The organism is Microbispora amethystogenes (assembly GCF_016863015.1).
GTDB lineage: Bacteria > Actinomycetota > Actinomycetes > Streptosporangiales > Streptosporangiaceae > Microbispora > Microbispora amethystogenes.
The window spans coordinates 53,587-71,731 of record NZ_BOOB01000007.1 but is presented as its reverse complement, the minus strand read 5'-3'; the positions used below and the strand labels follow the sequence as shown (position 1 = coordinate 71,731).

Annotated in this window: 15 protein-coding genes; all 15 read left to right on the top strand. The window is 67.5% G+C overall.

The genetic code is table 11. The features are described 5' to 3' along the window. Positions 1 to 69 precede the first annotated feature (69 nt). The 15 genes from Mam01_RS05050 to rplW all read left to right on the top strand — a co-directional run bounded on the left by Mam01_RS05050 (position 70) and on the right by rplW (position 18,048). Entirely contained in the window at positions 70 to 909 is an 840-nt protein-coding gene (locus Mam01_RS05050) for an SCO4651 family lipoprotein (RefSeq protein ID WP_204284277.1), read from the top strand. Between the two features lie 211 nt (positions 910 to 1,120). Next, entirely contained in the window at positions 1,121 to 1,645 is a 525-nt protein-coding gene (gene rplJ, locus Mam01_RS05045) for a 50S ribosomal protein L10 (protein WP_204284276.1), read from the top strand. A 79-nt stretch (positions 1,646 to 1,724) separates the two neighbouring features. Next, on the top strand, positions 1,725 to 2,117 hold the full coding sequence (rplL, locus tag Mam01_RS05040) for a 50S ribosomal protein L7/L12 (RefSeq protein ID WP_204284275.1): 393 nt from the start codon (positions 1,725 to 1,727) through the stop codon (positions 2,115 to 2,117). A 188-nt stretch (positions 2,118 to 2,305) separates the two neighbouring features. Then, on the top strand, positions 2,306 to 2,794 hold the full coding sequence (locus tag Mam01_RS05035) for an Rv1363c family protein (RefSeq protein WP_150930863.1): 489 nt from the start codon (positions 2,306 to 2,308) through the stop codon (positions 2,792 to 2,794). Continuing rightward, positions 2,791 to 3,297, top strand: a complete 507-nt coding sequence (locus Mam01_RS05030; protein WP_239101044.1) for an Rv1363c family protein — start codon at positions 2,791 to 2,793, stop codon at positions 3,295 to 3,297. Before Mam01_RS05035 ends, Mam01_RS05030 begins: the two co-directional genes overlap by 4 nt. A 421-nt stretch (positions 3,298 to 3,718) precedes the next feature. After that, positions 3,719 to 7,192, top strand: a complete 3,474-nt coding sequence (gene rpoB / locus Mam01_RS05025) for a DNA-directed RNA polymerase subunit beta (protein WP_204284274.1) — start codon at positions 3,719 to 3,721, stop codon at positions 7,190 to 7,192. A gap of 19 nt (positions 7,193 to 7,211) precedes the next feature. Continuing rightward, the gene (locus Mam01_RS05020; protein WP_150930859.1) at positions 7,212 to 11,087 is read left to right on the top strand and encodes a DNA-directed RNA polymerase subunit beta'; all 3,876 of its coding nucleotides are present in this window, start codon (positions 7,212 to 7,214) and stop codon (positions 11,085 to 11,087) included. A 516-nt stretch (positions 11,088 to 11,603) separates the two neighbouring features. Further along, entirely contained in the window at positions 11,604 to 11,978 is a 375-nt protein-coding gene (gene rpsL, locus Mam01_RS05015) for a 30S ribosomal protein S12 (RefSeq protein ID WP_030508316.1), read from the top strand. 1 nt (position 11,979) lies between these two features. Then, complete coding sequence (rpsG, locus tag Mam01_RS05010; RefSeq protein WP_030508317.1) at positions 11,980 to 12,450, top strand: 30S ribosomal protein S7; 471 nt, start codon at positions 11,980 to 11,982, stop codon at positions 12,448 to 12,450. A gap of 84 nt (positions 12,451 to 12,534) precedes the next feature. After that, positions 12,535 to 14,583: an elongation factor G gene (fusA, locus tag Mam01_RS05005; protein WP_239101050.1), complete on the top strand. Its 2,049-nt coding sequence runs from the start codon at positions 12,535 to 12,537 to the stop codon at positions 14,581 to 14,583. 97 nt (positions 14,584 to 14,680) lie between these two features. Continuing rightward, positions 14,681 to 15,874, top strand: coding sequence for an elongation factor Tu (tuf, locus tag Mam01_RS05000; RefSeq protein ID WP_150930856.1), 1,194 nt, complete (start codon positions 14,681 to 14,683; stop codon positions 15,872 to 15,874). Positions 15,875 to 16,120: 246 nt separating this feature from the next. After that, on the top strand, positions 16,121 to 16,429 hold the full coding sequence (gene rpsJ / locus Mam01_RS04995) for a 30S ribosomal protein S10 (RefSeq protein WP_012887830.1): 309 nt from the start codon (positions 16,121 to 16,123) through the stop codon (positions 16,427 to 16,429). A 13-nt stretch (positions 16,430 to 16,442) separates the two neighbouring features. Beyond that, complete coding sequence (gene rplC / locus Mam01_RS04990) at positions 16,443 to 17,099, top strand: 50S ribosomal protein L3 (RefSeq protein WP_150930854.1); 657 nt, start codon at positions 16,443 to 16,445, stop codon at positions 17,097 to 17,099. Continuing rightward, entirely contained in the window at positions 17,096 to 17,746 is a 651-nt protein-coding gene (rplD, locus tag Mam01_RS04985) for a 50S ribosomal protein L4 (RefSeq protein WP_150930851.1), read from the top strand. The genes rplC and rplD overlap by 4 nt, the downstream gene beginning before the upstream one ends. Then, the gene (gene rplW, locus Mam01_RS04980) at positions 17,746 to 18,048 is read left to right on the top strand and encodes a 50S ribosomal protein L23 (RefSeq protein ID WP_139573662.1); all 303 of its coding nucleotides are present in this window, start codon (positions 17,746 to 17,748) and stop codon (positions 18,046 to 18,048) included. The genes rplD and rplW overlap by 1 nt, the downstream gene beginning before the upstream one ends. Positions 18,049 to 18,145: the final 97 nt, after the last annotated feature.

Sequence of the window (18,145 nt, the reverse complement as noted above, 5' to 3'; positions counted from 1 at the left end):
GCGCACATAGGGCGTTAGGCGAATAGGGTCAAGGGCAGGTAAAGGGGGAACCCAGAAAGGGATGGAAAAATGCGACGACTACTAGTGGCCGCGGGGGCGGTTGCCGCGATCACGGTCGCGGGCTGCGGGACGACCGCGACTCCGTCTCTCGAGAACGTCACGCTCTCGGCGTCCGAGGTCCTGCAGCAGAGCGCGCAGAAGGCCGACGACGTCAACACCTACGCCGCGGATCTCGTGGTGAACGTCACCGACGCCAAGGGCGCCCAGGCGGGGCTCGTGCAGGGCACGATGCTCTACCAGAAGAGCCCGCAGGTCGCCACGGACATCAACCTGAGCCAGGTGTCGTTCAACGGCCAGAACCTGCCCGGCGGCGTGCGCGTCATCGTCGACGGCGAAGTGGCGTACGTGAAGGTCGACATGCTCAAGAACCTGCTGGGCGCGACCAAGCCGTACATCAGGCTCGACCTGAAGCAGCTCGGCTCGCAGGCGGGCGTGGACGTCGACCAGTACCTCGCCCAGGCCCGGCAGTTCGACCTGAAGACCAGCACCGCCCTGCTCACGGCGTCCAAGGACGTCAAGTCGGTGGGCAGCGAGCAGGTCGGCGGGGTGGACACGACCCACTACTCGGGCACGTTCCCGGTGGACGAGGCGGTCAAGCAGCTGTCCGACGACCAGCGCTCGCAGCTGCGCGGTGAGCTGGCCGGCGCCAAGGACGTCAAGTTCGACGCGTGGATCGACGCCCAGGGCCTGCCGCGGAAGGTCGAGCTGAACGGCGGCAAGCCGGACGCGGGCACCTTCAAGGCCACGGCGATGTTCAAGTCGTTCAACGAGCCGGTCTCCATCAAGGCGCCGGCGGCCGACCAGGTGGGCGAGCTGCCGCAGCGCGCCACCGCCGATTTGCCGTCCTGACGGTTGACAACGTAGTCTGTCTCCTGCCGAAGACCGCCGGTCGTCGCCGGGCGTGCAGCCCGATGACTGAAGGATCCACGTGAGTGGACGGCCCGCGTAGGTGTGGAGACGCTTGAAGACGTGTGACGTCTGCCCAAGCCCCGTGCGCCTGCGCCGGGGCTTGTCTGTTTTCCGAGGGCCTTCCGCCGGCGGCACATCTGGAAGGAGGCCCATGGCGAAGTCGGAGAAGAGCGTCGCGATCGCCGAGCTCAAGAATGAGTTCGAGGGATCCAGCGCCGCCGTTCTGACCGAATACCGCGGTCTCACCGTCGCGCAGCTCAAGCAGCTGCGTGTTTCTCTCGGTGGGAATGCGAAGTTCGCCGTGGCGAAGAACACGCTGACCAAGATCGCGGCCAACAACGCCGGGATCACCGCTCTGGACGACCTGTTCCAGGGCCCGACCGCCATCGCGTTCGTCAAGGGCGACGTGGTGGAGGCGGCCAAGGGGCTGCGTGACTTCGCCAAGGCCAACCCCCTCCTGGTGATCAAGGGCGGCGTCGTCGACGGCAAGTCGATGACCCCCGACGAGATCACCAAGCTTGCCGACCTCGAGTCCCGTGAGGTGCTCCTCGCGAAGCTGGCCGGTGCGCTGAAGGCCAAGCAGTCCCAGGCTGCCGCCACCTTCGCCGCGCTGCCCACCACCATGGCTCGACTGGCCGAGGCTCTGCGCGCCAAGCGCGAAGAGGCCGGCGAGTAGGTCCGCGCAGCGGGCGGGGGAAACGCGCACCGCGGTCCCCTTACACGTTTTCTGCTAGATCCACTGGAGGAACACCATCATGGCGAAGCTCAGCACCGACGAGCTGCTCGAGACCTTCAAGGAGATGACTCTCCTTGAGCTGTCCGACTTCGTGAAGGTCTTCGAGGAGACCTTCGACGTCAAGGCCGCCGCGCCGGTCGCCGTCGCCGCCGCCCCGGCCGCCGGTGGCGCCGCCGCCGCCGAGGAGGCCGAGGAGCAGGACGAGTTCGACGTCGTCCTCGAGGCCGCCGGCGACAAGAAGATCCAGGTCATCAAGGAGATCCGGGCCCTGACGAGCCTGGGCCTCAAGGAGGCCAAGGACCTCGTGGACGGCGCTCCGAAGCCCGTCTTCGACGGCAAGGTCAACAAGGAGCAGGCCGAGAAGGCGAAGGCCGCCCTCGAGGGCGCCGGCGCGACCGTCACGGTCAAGTAGTCTCCACGCTTCACCGAAGGGGCGGGTCCATCCAGGTGCCGGATGGGACCGCCCCTTTCGCGTGCCCGGGCCCGTACGGAATCGAGACCCTATGGGCAGGGCGGGCCCGTTGATCTATGGTCGGGGCGTAGGATCCGGCGCGACGTGATCAGGCCGAGACGGTCGGGTGCTCGGGGAGGTGGGCGGGGATGCGGCGCGCGCTGACCGTCGGGCTCGTCCTCGTCGCGGTCGCGCTGGCCCTGGTGGTCCAGCGCCTCGCCGGAGCCCGTACGGAGGCCGAGGCGGCCGCACAGGACCGGCAGATGGCCGTCCGGGCCGCCATGGCGCACGCCGTGAGCCTCATGACGATCGACCACCACCGCATCGACGACGACATCAAACGCGCGCTGGCCACCTCCACCGGCCCGGAGAAGGCGCGCTACGCCGCGAACCAGGCGGCCCTGAGGTCCGCCACGCTGAAGAACAAGGCCGTTCAGACGGGTGTCCTGCGGGCCTCCGCGCTCGCCTCCATCGCCGGAGACCGGCGTACGGCGCAGGTTCTGGTCGTGGCCGACGCGGTGATCCACTGGGAGGACGGCAGGAAGGCCGCGCCCGAGGAGCGCTTCTTCCGGTGGCGGATGGACGTGACCAAGGCGTCGGGCCTGTGGCTGGTCTCCGGGGCGGAGCTGGTGCAGTGAGGCGGCTGCTGCGGGCGCTGCCGGCGCTCGCCGCCGTGGGGCTGGCCGTCGCCGCCGTGTGGCTGCTGCTCGACGTGCGCCGTCTCCAGGCCGCCGACACGGCCTCCCGCGAGGCTCTCGCGGCCGCCCGGTCGTACGCGCCCGACATGCTGTCGTACGACTACCGTACGATCGACCGGGACATGGCGCGGGCGGGCGCCCACGCGACCGGGGAGCTGGCCGAGCACTACCGCACGCTCGCGGCGACGCTGGGCCCGGAGGCGCGGGAGCGGCGGACGGTCCAGCAGACCGTCGTGGCGGCCGCGGGCGTGGAGTCGGCGACGCCCGAGGAGGTCCGCGTGCTGCTGTTCGTGAACATGGTCACGACACGGTCGGGCGGGGGCGAAGAAGAGCCCAAACAGCAGGTCAGCCAGGGCAGGGCACGTCTGGTGATGGTGACGCAGGGCGACGGCTGGCGGGCCTCCCGGCTGTCGACCCTCCTGGGGGACACGCCCGCCCCGTGAGCGCGTGGCTAAATTGTTAGCAAAGACCGCGTTTGAACCATGCTTGCCGATGGGTATTCAAGGGCACGGCAGCGTAGACCCACGGTCAGCGTTGGGCCGTTCGCGTGACTGAGCGTTACCCGTCTCCGGTCCCGGGTAGGGACTGGATCCCCGGCGTTCGCTAAGGTCCCGAGGGCGGGAAAACCCAGCGTGACCCCTGTCGGTTAGGCGAAATGTCGGCTCTCGGGCTTGACGTTTCGGCGCGGACGGGTGATGCTGCCAGCAACGTGGAGCGCAGAGCGAGAGCGAGTGGACAGGTGTATGCCGATCGGCTACACTGCCCCTTTGCGCTGCCCTTTGACGACCGCTTCTCTGAGTAACCTCTGATCTTGGTCGTCTGGCGTGCGTGTAGTCAGTCCGCGAGCCCTCGGAAGGACATCTGTTGGCAGCCTCGCGCAACGCCTCCGCCGTACCCGCCGGTCCCCGTACCGTGTCGTTCGCACGAATCGAGGAGCCGCTCGAAGTACCCGACCTTCTCGCCCTGCAGACCGAGTCGTTCGACTGGTTGCTCGGAAACGAGAGATGGAAGGGCCGGGTCGAGGTGGCTCGCCAGGCCGGGCGCAAGGACATTCCGGCCCAATCAGGTCTCGAAGAGATCTTCGAGGAGATCAGTCCCATCGAGGACTTCTCCGGAACCATGTCCCTGTCGTTCCGGGATCACAGGTTCGAGCCGCCCAAGTACTCCGTAGATGAGTGCAAAGACAAGGACATGACCTACTCCGCCCCGATGTTCGTCACGGCGGAGTTCATCAATAACACCACAGGTGAGATCAAGAGCCAGACGGTGTTCATGGGCGACTTCCCGCTCATGACCTCGAAGGGCACCTTCATCATCAACGGCACCGAGCGCGTGGTGGTCTCGCAGCTCGTCCGGTCGCCGGGTGTCTACTTCGACCGCTCTGTCGACAAGACCTCCGACAAGGACCTGTTCGGCTGCCGGGTGATCCCGTCGCGCGGCGCGTGGCTCGAGTTCGAGATCGACAAGCGCGACAGCGTCGGCGTGCGCATCGACCGCAAGCGCAAGCAGCCGGTCACCGTGCTGCTGAAGGCGCTCGGCTGGACCAGCGACCAGATCCTCGAGCGTTTCGGCCAGTACGAGTCGATGCGGGCCACCCTGGAGAAGGACCACACGTCCGGCCAGGACGACGCGCTGCTCGACATCTACCGGAAGCTGCGGCCGGGCGAGCCCCCGACCAAGGAGTCGGCGCAGGCGCTGCTGGAGAACCTGTACTTCAACCACAAGCGCTACGACCTCGCCAAGGTCGGCCGCTACAAGATCAACAAGAAGCTGGGCGTCGGCTCCGACATCACCCAGGGCACGCTGACCGACGAGGACATCGTCGCCACCATCGAGTACCTCGTCCGGCTGCACGCCGGTGAGGAGTCGATGGGCGAGAACGGCTCGGTCGTCGTCGAGACCGACGACATCGACCACTTCGGCAACCGCCGTCTGCGCACGGTGGGCGAGCTCATCCAGAACCAGGTCCGGCTGGGCCTGGCCCGCATGGAGCGCGTCGTCCGCGAGCGCATGACCACCCAGGACGTCGAGGCGATCACGCCGCAGACCCTGATCAACATCCGCCCGGTCGTGGCGTCGATCAAGGAGTTCTTCGGCACCTCCCAGCTGTCGCAGTTCATGGACCAGACCAACCCGCTGGCCGGCCTGACGCACAAGCGGCGTCTGTCGGCCCTGGGTCCCGGTGGTCTGTCCCGTGAGCGGGCGGGCTTCGAGGTCCGCGACGTGCACCCCTCGCACTACGGCCGCATGTGCCCGATCGAGACGCCGGAAGGCCCGAACATCGGTCTGATCGGCTCGCTGTCGTCCTTCGGGCGGGTCAACTCGTTCGGCTTCGTCGAGACGCCGTACCGCCGCGTGGTGGACGGCCGGGTCACCTACGACATCGACTACCTGACCGCCGACGAGGAGGACCGGCACGTCGTCGCCCAGGCCAACACGGTCCTGAACGCCGACGGCAGCTTCGCCGAGTCCCGGGTGCTCGCCCGGCGCAAGGGCGGCGAGTTCGAGGCCGTCCACCCGTCCGAGGTGGACTACATGGACGTCTCGCCGCGCCAGATGGTGTCGGTCGCGACCGCCATGATCCCGTTCCTCGAGCACGACGACGCCAACCGCGCGCTCATGGGCTCGAACATGCAGCGCCAGTCGGTGCCCCTGCTGAAGAGCGAGGCCCCGCTGGTCGGCACCGGCATGGAGTACCGCGCCGCCACCGACGCCGGCGACGTCATCAGCGCCGAGAAGGCCGGTGTCGTCGAGGAGGTCTCCGCCGACTACGTCACCGTGATGAACGACGACGGCACGCGTACGACGTACCGGGTCGCGAAGTTCAAGCGGTCGAACCAGGGCACCTGCTTCAACCAGAAGCCGATCGTGGCCGAGGGCGACCGGGTCGAGCAGGGTCAGGTCATCGCCGACGGTCCGTGCACCGACAACGGCGAGATGGCGCTCGGCAAGAACCTGCTCGTGGCGTTCATGCCGTGGGAGGGTCACAACTACGAGGACGCGATCATCCTGTCCCAGCGCCTGGTGCAGGACGACGTGCTCTCCTCGATCCACATCGAGGAGCACGAGGTCGACGCCCGCGACACCAAGCTGGGCCCCGAGGAGATCACGCGGGACATCCCGAACGCCTCCGAGGACGCGCTGGCCGACCTCGACGAGCGGGGCATCATCCGCATCGGCGCCGAGGTGGTGACCGGCGACATCCTCGTCGGCAAGGTCACCCCCAAGGGTGAGACGGAGCTGACCCCCGAGGAGCGCCTGCTGCGCGCGATCTTCGGTGAGAAGGCGCGTGAGGTCCGCGACACCTCCCTGAAGGTGCCGCACGGCGAGTCCGGCAAGGTCATCGGCGTCCGGGTGTTCAGCCGCGAGGAGGGCGACGAGCTTCCTCCGGGTGTGAACGAGCTGGTCCGCGTGTACGTGGCGCAGAAGCGCAAGATCACGGACGGCGACAAGCTCGCCGGCCGCCACGGCAACAAGGGTGTCATCTCCAAGATCCTTCCGGTGGAGGACATGCCGTTCCTGGAGGACGGCACTCCGGTCGACATCGTGCTCAACCCGCTGGGCGTGCCCGGCCGGATGAACGTCGGCCAGGTGCTGGAGACCCACCTCGGGTGGATCGCCGCCCGCGGATGGGACGTCAGCGGCATCGAGGAGGCCTGGGCCGAGCGCCTGCGCGAGAAGGACATGGACAGGGTCGAGCCCTGGACCAAGGTCGCCACGCCGGTGTTCGACGGTGCCCACGAGCAGGAGATCGTCGGCCTGCTCGACAGCACCCTGCTCAACCGGGACGGCTCCCGCATGGTGGGGGAGAACGGCAAGGCCCGGCTCTTCGACGGCCGCTCCGGCGAGCCGTTCCCGCACCCGATCTCGGTCGGCTACATCTACATCCTCAAGCTGCTGCACCTGGTCGACGACAAGATCCACGCTCGCTCGACCGGTCCGTACTCGATGATCACTCAGCAGCCGCTGGGTGGTAAGGCGCAGTTCGGCGGCCAGCGCTTCGGCGAGATGGAGGTGTGGGCCCTCGAGGCCTACGGCGCGGCGTACGCCCTGCAGGAGCTGCTGACCATCAAGTCCGACGACGTCCTGGGCCGGGTGAAGGTCTACGAGGCCATCGTCAAGGGCGAGAACATCCCCGAGGCGGGCATTCCCGAGTCCTTCAAGGTCCTCATCAAGGAGATGCAGTCGCTCTGCCTGAACGTCGAGGTCCTTTCGAGCGACGGCATGTCGATCGAGATGCGGGACACCGACGAGGATGTCTTCCGCGCGGCAGAAGAGCTTGGCATCGACCTGTCCCGGCGTCCCCACGAGGGCGCGATGACCGTCGACGAGGTCTGATTCAAAAGGGGATTATCTAGTGCTCGACGTCAACTTCTTCGACGAGCTGCGCATCGGCCTCGCGACCGCCGACGACATCAGGCAGTGGTCGCACGGCGAGGTGAAGAAGCCGGAGACCATCAACTACCGAACCCTCAAGCCGGAGAAGGACGGGCTCTTCTGCGAGAAGATCTTCGGTCCGACCCGGGACTGGGAGTGCTACTGCGGTAAGTACAAGCGCGTCCGCTTCAAGGGCATCATCTGTGAGCGCTGTGGCGTCGAGGTCACGCGCGCCAAGGTGCGCCGTGAGCGGATGGGCCACATCGAGCTGGCCGCCCCGGTCACCCACATCTGGTACTTCAAGGGCGTCCCGTCGCGCCTCGGTTACCTGCTCGACCTGGCCCCGAAGGACCTGGAGAAGGTCATCTACTTCGCGGCCTACATGATCACGCATGTCGACAACGAGATGCGTGACCGCGACCTGCCGTCGCTGGAGGCGAAGATCTCCGTCGAGCGGCAGCACGTCGAGCAGCGCCGTGACGCCGACATCGAGGCCCGCCAGAAGAAGCTCGAGGCCGACCTGGCCGAGCTGGAGGCCTCCGGCGCCAAGGGCGACGCCCGCCGCAAGGTGCGCGAGGGCGCCGACCGTGAGATGCGCCAGCTCCGCGACCGGGCCCAGCGCGAGCTGGACCGGCTGGAGGAGGTCTGGAGCCGCTTCAAGAACCTCAAGGTCCAGGACCTGGAGGGCGACGAGCTGCTCTACCGCGAGATGCGCGACCGGTTCGGCCGCTACTTCCGCGGCGGCATGGGCGCCCAGGCCATCCAGGAGCGGCTCGGCGGCTTCGACCTGGAGGCCGAGGCGGAGAACCTGCGGGAGACCATCCGCAGCGGCAAGGGCCAGAAGAAGGCCCGCGCCCTCAAGCGGCTCAAGGTCGTCGCGGCGTTCCTCAACACCCGCAACTCGCCGAGCGGCATGGTCCTCGACTGCATCCCGGTGATCCCGCCGGACCTGCGGCCGATGGTCCAGCTCGACGGTGGCCGCTTCGCCACCTCGGACCTGAACGACCTGTACCGCCGGGTGATCAACCGGAACAACCGGCTCAAGCGTCTGCTCGACCTCGGCGCGCCCGAGATCATCGTGAACAACGAGAAGCGGATGCTCCAGGAGGCCGTCGACGCCCTGTTCGACAACGGCCGCCGCGGCCGTCCGGTCACCGGCCCCGGCAACCGCCCGCTGAAGTCCCTCAGCGACATGCTGAAGGGCAAGCAGGGTCGTTTCCGGCAGAACCTGCTCGGCAAGCGCGTCGACTACTCCGGCCGTTCGGTCATCGTCGTCGGCCCGCAGCTCAGGCTGCACCAGTGCGGCCTGCCCAAGCAGATGGCGCTGGAGCTGTTCAAGCCGTTCGTGATGAAGCGCCTGGTCGATCTCAACCACGCGCAGAACATCAAGTCCGCCAAGCGGATGGTCGAGCGGTCCAAGCCGGTCGTGTGGGACGTGCTGGAAGAGGTCATCACCGAGCACCCGGTGCTGCTCAACCGCGCGCCCACGCTGCACCGCCTGGGCATCCAGGCCTTCGAGCCGCAGCTGGTCGAGGGCAAGGCCATCCAGATCCACCCGCTCGTCTGCACCGCGTTCAACGCGGACTTCGACGGCGACCAGATGGCGGTGCACCTGCCGCTGTCGGCCGAGGCCCAGGCCGAGGCGCGGATCCTGATGCTGTCCACCAACAACATCCTCAAGCCGGCGGACGGCAAGCCGGTGACGATGCCCACCCAGGACATGGTCATCGGTCTGTACTGGCTGACCACCGAGAAGGAGGGCGGCCAGGGCGAGGGCCGGGTGTTCACCACCGTGTCGGAGGCCCTCATGGCCCACGACCGGCACGAGCTGGACATCCAGGCCAAGATCCAGGTGCGGCTCAAGGACGTCCCGCCGCCGCGCGGCTGGGAGGCCCCGGAGGGCTGGGAGGCGGGTGACGCGATCCGGCTGGAGACCACGCTGGGCCGGTGCCTGTTCAACCAGACGCTGCCCGCCAACTACCCCTTCGTGAACTACCAGGTCGGCAAGAAGCAGCTCTCGGCGATCGTCAACGAGCTGGCCGAGCGGTACCCGAAGGTGGAGGTGGCCAACGCGCTCGACGCGCTGAAGGACGCCGGCTTCCACTGGGCGACCCGCGCCGGTGTCACGATCTCCATCGAGGACGTCGTGGCGCCGCCGAACAAGGCCGCCATCATGGAGTCGTACGAGCGGCGTGCGGACAAGGTCCAGCGCGAGTACGACCGTGGTCTGATCACCGACGAGGAGCGCCGTCAGGAGCTCATCGAGATCTGGACCCACGCGACGGCGGACGTCGAGACCGACATGGTCAACGCGTTCCCGGCGACCAACCCGGTCTGGATGATGGTCAACTCCGGCGCTCGAGGCAACCGCATGCAGGTGCGGCAGATCGCCGGCATCCGCGGCCTGGTGTCCAACACCAAGGGTGAGACGATCCCGCGGCCGATCAAGTCCTCCTTCCGCGAGGGCCTGTCGGTGCTGGAGTACTTCATCTCGACCCACGGCCAGCGGAAGGGTCTCGCGGACACCGCTCTGCGGACCGCCGACTCCGGCTACCTGACGCGTCGTCTCGTCGACGTCGCCCAGGACGTCATCGTCCGCGAGATCGACTGTGGCACCGACCGCGCCGTCCCGCTGCACGTGGGCGAGCGCGACTCGTCGGGCGCCCTGGTCAAGGCCGAGAACGCCGAGAGCAATGTGCACGGCCGCATCCTCGCCGAGGACGTCGAGGTGGACGGCAAGCTCGTCGCCGCGGCGGGTGTCGACATCAACGACGACACCGTCACCGCGCTGGTGAACGCCGGCATCGAGACGGTCCGGACCCGCAGCACGCTGGTCTGCGAGGCCAAGATCGGTGTCTGCGCGACCTGCTACGGCCGCTCGCTGGCCACCGGCAAGCTCGTGGACGTCGGCGAGGCCGTCGGCATCATCGCGGCCCAGTCGATCGGTGAGCCCGGCACCCAGCTGACCATGCGTACCTTCCACACCGGTGGTGTGGCGGGCGCGGACATCACCCACGGTCTGCCGCGTGTCCAGGAGCTGTTCGAGGCGCGCATCCCCAAGGGTGTCGCCCCGATCAGCGAGGTCGCGGGCCGGGCGCGGATCGACGAGACCGACAAGACTCGCAAGATCGTCATCACTCCGGACGACGGCTCCGAGGAGATCGCGTACCCGGTGTCGATGCGGTCGCGGCTGCTGGTCTCCGAGGGACAGCGCGTGGACGTCGGTCAGCTGCTGATCGCCGGTGCGCGCAACCCGAACGAGGTCCTGCGGATCCTCGGCCCGCGGGCCGTCCAGCTCCACCTCGTGGACGAGGTGCAGCAGGTCTACCGCTCGCAGGGCGTGTCGATCCACGACAAGCACATCGAGGTCATCGTCCGGCAGATGCTCAAGCGCGTGAACGTGCTCGAGTCGGGCGACACCGAGCTGCTGCCCGGCGAGCTGGTCGAGCGGCCGCGTTTCGAGGCGATGAACCGGCAGACCGTGGCGGAGGGTGGCCAGCCGGCCTCCGGCCGTCCGGTCCTGATGGGCATCACCAAGGCCTCGCTGGCCACCGAGTCGTGGCTGTCGGCGGCGTCCTTCCAGGAGACGACGCGAGTCCTCACCGACGCGGCGATCCACGCCAAGTCCGACTCGCTGCTCGGCCTCAAGGAGAACGTCATCATCGGTAAGCTCATCCCGGCCGGTACGGGCATGCCCCAGTACCGCAACATCCGGGTGGAGCCCACCGAGGAGGCCAAGGCCGCGATGTACACGGTCGGCGGCTACGACGGCTCCGCGGCGGACTACACCTTCGGCTCCGGCAGCGGCGAGGCCGTCCCGCTGGAGGAGTACGACTTCGGCCAGTACGGCCGCTGAGTCACCGGCAGCTGAGTCCCGAACACCGAACCGCCCGGAGAGCACCCGCTCCCCGGGCGGTTTGGGTTTGTGGCCGAAAGCCGCGTGGGGTGGGCGGAAATGGCGAGGGAAGGGGTGGCGGGCGAGTACACTCTTCCCGAGCCCTCTGGCTGTCTGCCTGCAGGCAGGCGGCGGGAACCATGACACGGACCCGACGATCCGGCGGCGGTCGTTTTGACGACTTGCGAACCGCTGGGTAGTCTTTTCCTTCGTGCCCATGGGTTCGTGGGCTCGCATGCGTGCGCTTGACAGCCGTTCTCCCTTGTGGGAGGCGGGCGGGGGCGCCGTGTGAATCCTCCAGATCGACCGGGTCTGTCCGGGTGTGGCGTGCGCAGAGCGCGACACGCCCGAGCGCGTGGGTCGGCGGGGATGGAAAATCCGCAGGTCATGACACCGGCAGCACCTGCAAACCCGTGAGGGGCGGCATCGCCAGGATCGGGACGACGTATCACCGGCTAGGCACGAAACGGAGACGCGGTGCCCACCATTCAGCAGTTGGTCCGCAAGGGCCGGCAGGACAAGGTCAGCAAGACCAAGACTCCTGCCCTCAAGGGGAGCCCGCAGCGGCGCGGCGTTTGCACCCGCGTTTACACGACCACGCCCAAGAAGCCCAACTCGGCGCTGCGCAAGGTGGCCCGTGTTCGGCTCACCAACGGCATCGAGGTCACGGCTTACATCCCCGGGGTGGGTCACAACCTCCAGGAGCACTCGATGGTGCTCGTGCGCGGTGGTCGTGTGAAGGACCTGCCGGGTGTTCGCTACAAGATCATCCGTGGTTCGCTGGACACCCAGGCCGTCCGCAACCGCAAGCAGGCCCGCAGCCGTTACGGCGCGAAGAAGGAGAAGAGCTGACATGCCGCGCAAGGGTTCCCCTGGCCGCCGCCAGCTGGTCGCTGACCCGGTGCACAACTCGCCGCTGGTCACCGCGCTCATCAACAAGGTTCTCCTGGACGGCAAGCGCTCCCTCGCGCAGTCGATCGTCTACGGCGCTCTCGAGGGCTGCAAGGACAAGACCGGCAACGACCCGGTCGTCACCCTGAAGCGGGCCCTCGACAACGTCCGCCCGACGCTCGAGGTGAAGAGCCGCCGTGTCGGTGGCGCCACCTACCAGGTGCCCGTCGAGGTGAAGGCCTCGCGCAGCACCACGCTGGCCCTGCGCTGGCTCGTCCAGTACTCCCGGGCGCGCCGCGAGAAGACCATGACCGAGCGACTCATGAACGAGCTCCTCGACGCGAGCAACGGCCTCGGCGCCAGCGTCAAGCGGCGCGAGGACACGCACAAGATGGCCGAGTCCAACAAGGCCTTCGCCCACTACCGCTGGTAGTGAGCACCGACGACGAGTTAAGGACGCGAAGAAGTGGCCACCACGACCGCTCTTGACCTGGCCAAGGTCCGCAACATCGGGATCATGGCCCATATCGACGCGGGCAAGACCACGACGACTGAGCGCATCCTGTTCTACACCGGTATCAACTACAAGATCGGTGAAGTCCATGAGGGCGCTGCCACCATGGACTGGATGGAGCAGGAGCAGGAGCGCGGCATCACCATCACCTCCGCCGCGACCACCTGCAGCTGGCTTGATCACACGATCAACATCATCGACACGCCCGGACACGTGGACTTCACCATCGAGGTCGAGCGGTCGCTGCGTGTTCTCGACGGCGCGGTCGCGGTGTTCGACGGCGTCGCCGGCGTGGAGCCGCAGTCCGAGACGGTGTGGCGTCAGGCCGACCGCTACGGTGTGCCCCGGATCTGCTTCGTCAACAAGATGGACCGGGTCGGTGCGGAGTTCCACCGCTGCGTCGACATGATGATCAGCCGGCTGGGCTCCACCCCGGCGGTCATCCAGCTTCCCTGGGGCGTCGAGGCCGACTTCAAGGGCGTCATCGACCTGGTGAAGATGAAGGGCCTGCTCTGGAGCGCCGAGGCGGCCAAGGGCGAGATGTACGACACCGTCGACATCCCGGCCGACCACGCCGACGCGGCTCGCGAGTGGCGCGACAAGCTGGTCGAGACGGTCGCCGAGAACGACGACGAGCTCATGGAGCTCTTCCTGGAGGGCGTCGAGCCCACCGAGGAGCAGCTCGTCGCCGCCCTCCGGCGGGCGACGGTCGCCGGCACGATCAACCCGGTCCTGTGCGGCACCGCGTTCAAGAACAAGGGCGTGCAGCCCCTGCTCGACGCGATCGTCGCCTACCTCCCCGCCCCCACCGACATCCCGGCCTTCAAGGGCCACGCGGTGGGCAAGGAGGAGGAGATCGTCGAGCGCCACGCGGACCCGAGCGAGCCGTTCGCGGCGCTGGCGTTCAAGATCATGAGCGACCCGCACCTGGGCAAGCTCACCTACATCCGCGTCTACTCCGGAACGCTCGAGACCGGCACCACCGTGGTGAACTCGGTCAAGGGCAAGAAGGAGCGGATCGGCAAGATCTACCAGATGCACGCGAACAAGCGCGAGGAGCGCCCGTCCGCGACCGCTGGTCAGATCGTGGCCGTCATGGGCCTGAAGGACACCACCACCGGCGACACTCTGTCGGACCCGGTCAAGCAGGTCGTCCTCGAGTCGATGACGTTCCCCGCGCCGGTCATCAACGTCGCGATCGAGCCCAAGACCAAGGGCGACCAGGAGAAGCTGGGCACCGCGATCCAGCGGCTGGCCGAGGAGGACCCGTCCTTCCAGGTCCGCCGGGACGAGGAGACCGGTCAGACGGTCATCTGGGGTATGGGTGAGCTCCACCTGGAGATCCTCGTCGACCGGATGCGCCGCGAGTTCAAGGTCGAGGCCAACGTCGGCCGCCCGCAGGTCGCCTACCGCGAGACCATCCGCCGCAAGGTGGAGAAGGTCGAGTACACGCACAAGAAGCAGACCGGTGGTTCCGGCCAGTTCGCGCGCGTGATCATCAACCTGGAGCCGCTGGGCGAGGGCAACGACGGCTACGAGTTCGAGAACAAGGTCACCGGTGGCCGCATCCCGCGGGAGTACATCCCGTCGGTGGACGCGGGCGCGCAGGAGGCGGCCGAGTTCGGCGTGCTCGCCGGCTACCCGATGGTCGGCGTGAAGGTCACGCTCCAGGACGGCGCCTTCCACGAGGTCGACTCGTCGGAAATGGCGTTCAAGATCGCTGGCTCGATGGCCTTCAAGGAGGCCGCGCGCAAGGCGGACGCTGTACTCCTCGAGCCGATGATGGCCGTCGAGGTCACCACGCCCGAGGACTACATGGGTGATGTCATCGGCGACCTGAACGGTCGTCGCGGGCAGATCCAGGCGATGGACGAACGGTCCGGCGCCCGTGTCATCAAGGCGCTCGTGCCGCTGTCCGAGATGTTCGGCTACGTGGGCGACCTGCGCAGCCGCACCCAGGGGCGCGCGAGCTACAGCATGCAGTTCGACTCCTACTCGGAGGTGCCCCCGGGCATCGCCAAGGAGATCGTCGCGAAGGCTCGGGGCGAATAGTTCCGCTCGGTGCACGGCGGAGGGAGTGATCCCTCCGCCGGGCACAGCCTGAGTTGCAAGACGCAAGTCAAGTCAGAATCTCTAAGGAGACAGACCAGTGGCCAAGGCCAAGTTCGAGCGGAACAAGCCGCACGTGAACATCGGCACCATTGGGCACATCGACCACGGCAAGACCACTCTGACCGCGGCGATCACCAAGGTGCTTCACGACCGTTTCCCGCAGCTCAACGAGGCGACCCCGTTCGACAAGATCGACAAGGCGCCCGAGGAGAAGGCTCGCGGAATCACCATCTCCATCGCGCACGTCGAGTACCAGACCGAGAAGCGCCACTACGCCCACGTGGACTGCCCCGGTCACGCCGACTACGTGAAGAACATGATCACCGGTGCCGCCCAGATGGACGGCGCGATCCTGGTGGTCGCGGCGACCGACGGCCCGATGCCGCAGACGAAGGAGCACGTCCTCCTGGCCCGCCAGGTCGGCGTTCCCTACATCGTCGTGGCCCTCAACAAGGCCGACATGGTCGACGACGAGGAGATCCTGGAGCTCGTCGAGCTCGAGGTCCGCGAGCTGCTGTCCGCCCAGGAGTTCCCGGGCGACGACCTGCCGGTCGTGCGCGTCTCCGCGCTCAAGGCGCTCGAGGGCGACGAGAAGTGGGGCGACTCGATCATCGAGCTCATGAACGCCGTGGACGAGAACGTCCCCGAGCCGGTTCGTGACACCGACAAGCCGTTCCTCATGCCGATCGAGGACGTGTTCTCGATCACCGGTCGCGGCACGGTCGTCACCGGCCGTATCGAGCGCGGTATCGTCAAGGTCAACGAGACCGTCGACATCATCGGCATCAAGGAGAAGAGCACCACGACCACCGTCACCGGTGTCGAGATGTTCCGCAAGCTCCTTGACGAGGGCCAGGCCGGTGACAACGTCGGTCTGCTCCTCCGCGGCATCAAGCGCGAGGACGTCGAGCGCGGTCAGTGTGTCATCAAGCCGGGCACCACGACCCCGCACACCGAGTTCGAGGCGCAGGTCTACATCCTGTCCAAGGACGAGGGCGGCCGCCACACGCCGTTCTTCAACAACTACCGGCCGCAGTTCTACTTCCGTACCACGGACGTGACCGGTGTCGTGAACCTGCCGGAGGGCACCGAGATGGTCATGCCCGGTGACAACACCGAGATGACCGTCCAGCTCATCCAGCCGATCGCGATGGAGGACGGCCTCAAGTTCGCGATCCGCGAGGGTGGCCGCACCGTCGGCGCCGGCCGCGTGACGAAGATCATCAAGTAGTAGCACCGCTGGGCGGCGGTCGGGTCCCTGAGGGCCTGGCCGCCGCACCACGGAGGGGCCGGAGACGGCCCCCCACGGACGACGAGACCGTGATCTCGCAGTGCTTTCGGCCGCACTTCGACCGAAGCCACTGCCAGATCACGGAACACCGGACGGGCTCCGGAACGTCGGTCGCGTGGAAAACGACCTGCGGCACCAGGCCGCGTGAAGCTTTATAGGACGACAGCGAAGGACACCGAGGCCATTATGGCGGGACAGAAGATCCGCATCCGGCTCAAGGCGTATGACCACGAGGTCATCGACAGCTCGGCCAAGAAGATCGTCGAGACGGTGACGCGGACCGGCGCCAAGGTCGCTGGCCCGGTGCCGCTGCCGACCGAGAAGAACGTGTACTGCGTCATCCGGTCGCCGCACAAGTACAAGGACAGCCGCGAGCACTTTGAGATGCGTACGCACAAGCGGCTGATTGACATCATCGACCCGACGCCGAAGACGGTCGACTCGCTCATGCGTCTCGACCTTCCCGCCGGTGTCGACATCTCGATCAAGCTCTAAGGAACGCACTGACATGGCTAAGCAGATCAAGGGCGTCCTGGGCAAGAAGCTCGGCATGACCCAGGTCTTCGACGAGACGAACCGGGTGATCCCGGTCACCGTCGTCGAGGCCGGTCCGTGCGTGGTGACCCGGGTCCGCACTCCGGAGAAGGACGGCTACTCCGCCGTCCAGCTCGGCTACGGGCAGATCGACCCTCGTAAGGTCAACAAGCCCCTGGGCGACTACCTCCGCAAGCACGACATCACGCCGCGCCGCTACTTCGCCGAGGTCCGCACCGACGACGCCTCCGAGTACACCCTCGGCCAGGAGATCCTCGCCGACGCCTTCGAGGCCGGGCAGTACATCGACGTCACCGGCAAGAGCAAGGGCAAGGGCTTCGCGGGTGTCATGAAGCGCCACAACTTCCGTGGTCTCGGCGCCTCGCACGGTACGCAGCGCAAGCACCGCTCCCCGGGCTCCATCGGCGGGTGCGCCACCCCGGGCCGCGTCTTCAAGGGCCTGCGCATGGCCGGCCGGATGGGCAACGTCCGCACGACGGTCCAGAGCCTCAAGGTGCACGCCGTGGACGCCGAGAAGGGCCTCATCCTGATCAAGGGTGCGATCCCCGGCGCCAACGGCAGCCTGGTCCTCATCCGCACCGCCGCCAAGAAGGGGGTTGCTGCCAAGTGAGCACGACCATTGACGTCCTCGACGCCAGCGGCGCCAAGGCGGGGACCGTCGACCTCCCCGAGGAGGTCTTCGGCGCCAAGGTCAACGTCCCGCTGATCCACCAGGTGGTCGTCGCCCAGCTGGCCGCGCGCCGGCAGGGCACCCACGCCACCAAGACCCGCGGCAACGTCTCCGGCGGCGGCAAGAAGCCGTACCGGCAGAAGGGCACCGGCCGCGCCCGCCAGGGCTCGACCCGTGCTCCGCAGTTCGCCGGCGGTGGCGTCGTCCACGGCCCGCAGCCGCGCTCGTACGAGCAGCGGACGCCCAAGAAGATGAAGGCGGCGGCCCTGAAGGGCGCGCTGTCCGACCGCGCCGGCGGCGGCCGCGTCCACGTGGTGAGCGGCCTCGTCACGGGTGACACGCCCGGGACCCGCGCCGCCCTGGAGGCGCTGCGGAAGATTACGCAGGCCCGCAGCGTTCTCGTCGTGGTCGACGAGAACGACGAGCTCACCTGGCTCAGCCTGCGCAACGCCCCCGAGGTCCACCTGCTGGACGCGGGGCAGATCAACACCTACGACGTGCTCTGCCACGACGACGTGGTCTTCACCCGTGAGGCCTACGACCAGGTCGTGGCGCGGCTGGGGAACAGCGGGAAGGAAGAGGCCTGATGCAGAAGATCGCCGACCCGCGTGACATCATCCTCAAGCCGATCGTCTCCGAGAAGAGCTACGGCCTGATCGATGAGCACAACAAGTACACGTTCCTGGTGCGCAAGGGTGCCAACAAGACGCAGGTGAAGATCGCCGTCGAGCAGATCTTCGGCGTCAAGGTGACCGGCGTGAACACGATCAACCGCCAGGGCAAGCGCAAGCGGACCAAGCACGGCTACGGCCAGCGCCCGACCACCAAGCGCGCGATCGTGAGCCTGGCCGAGGGCGAGCGGATCGACATCTTCGGTCAGATCGGCTAGCACCTGCCGCAGCGGGGAGAGGGGCCCCTCGCCATCGTGCGAGGGACCGGCCCCGAGGAAGAGAGCACCGGGGGGACCGCCGTGAGGCGGACCCCGA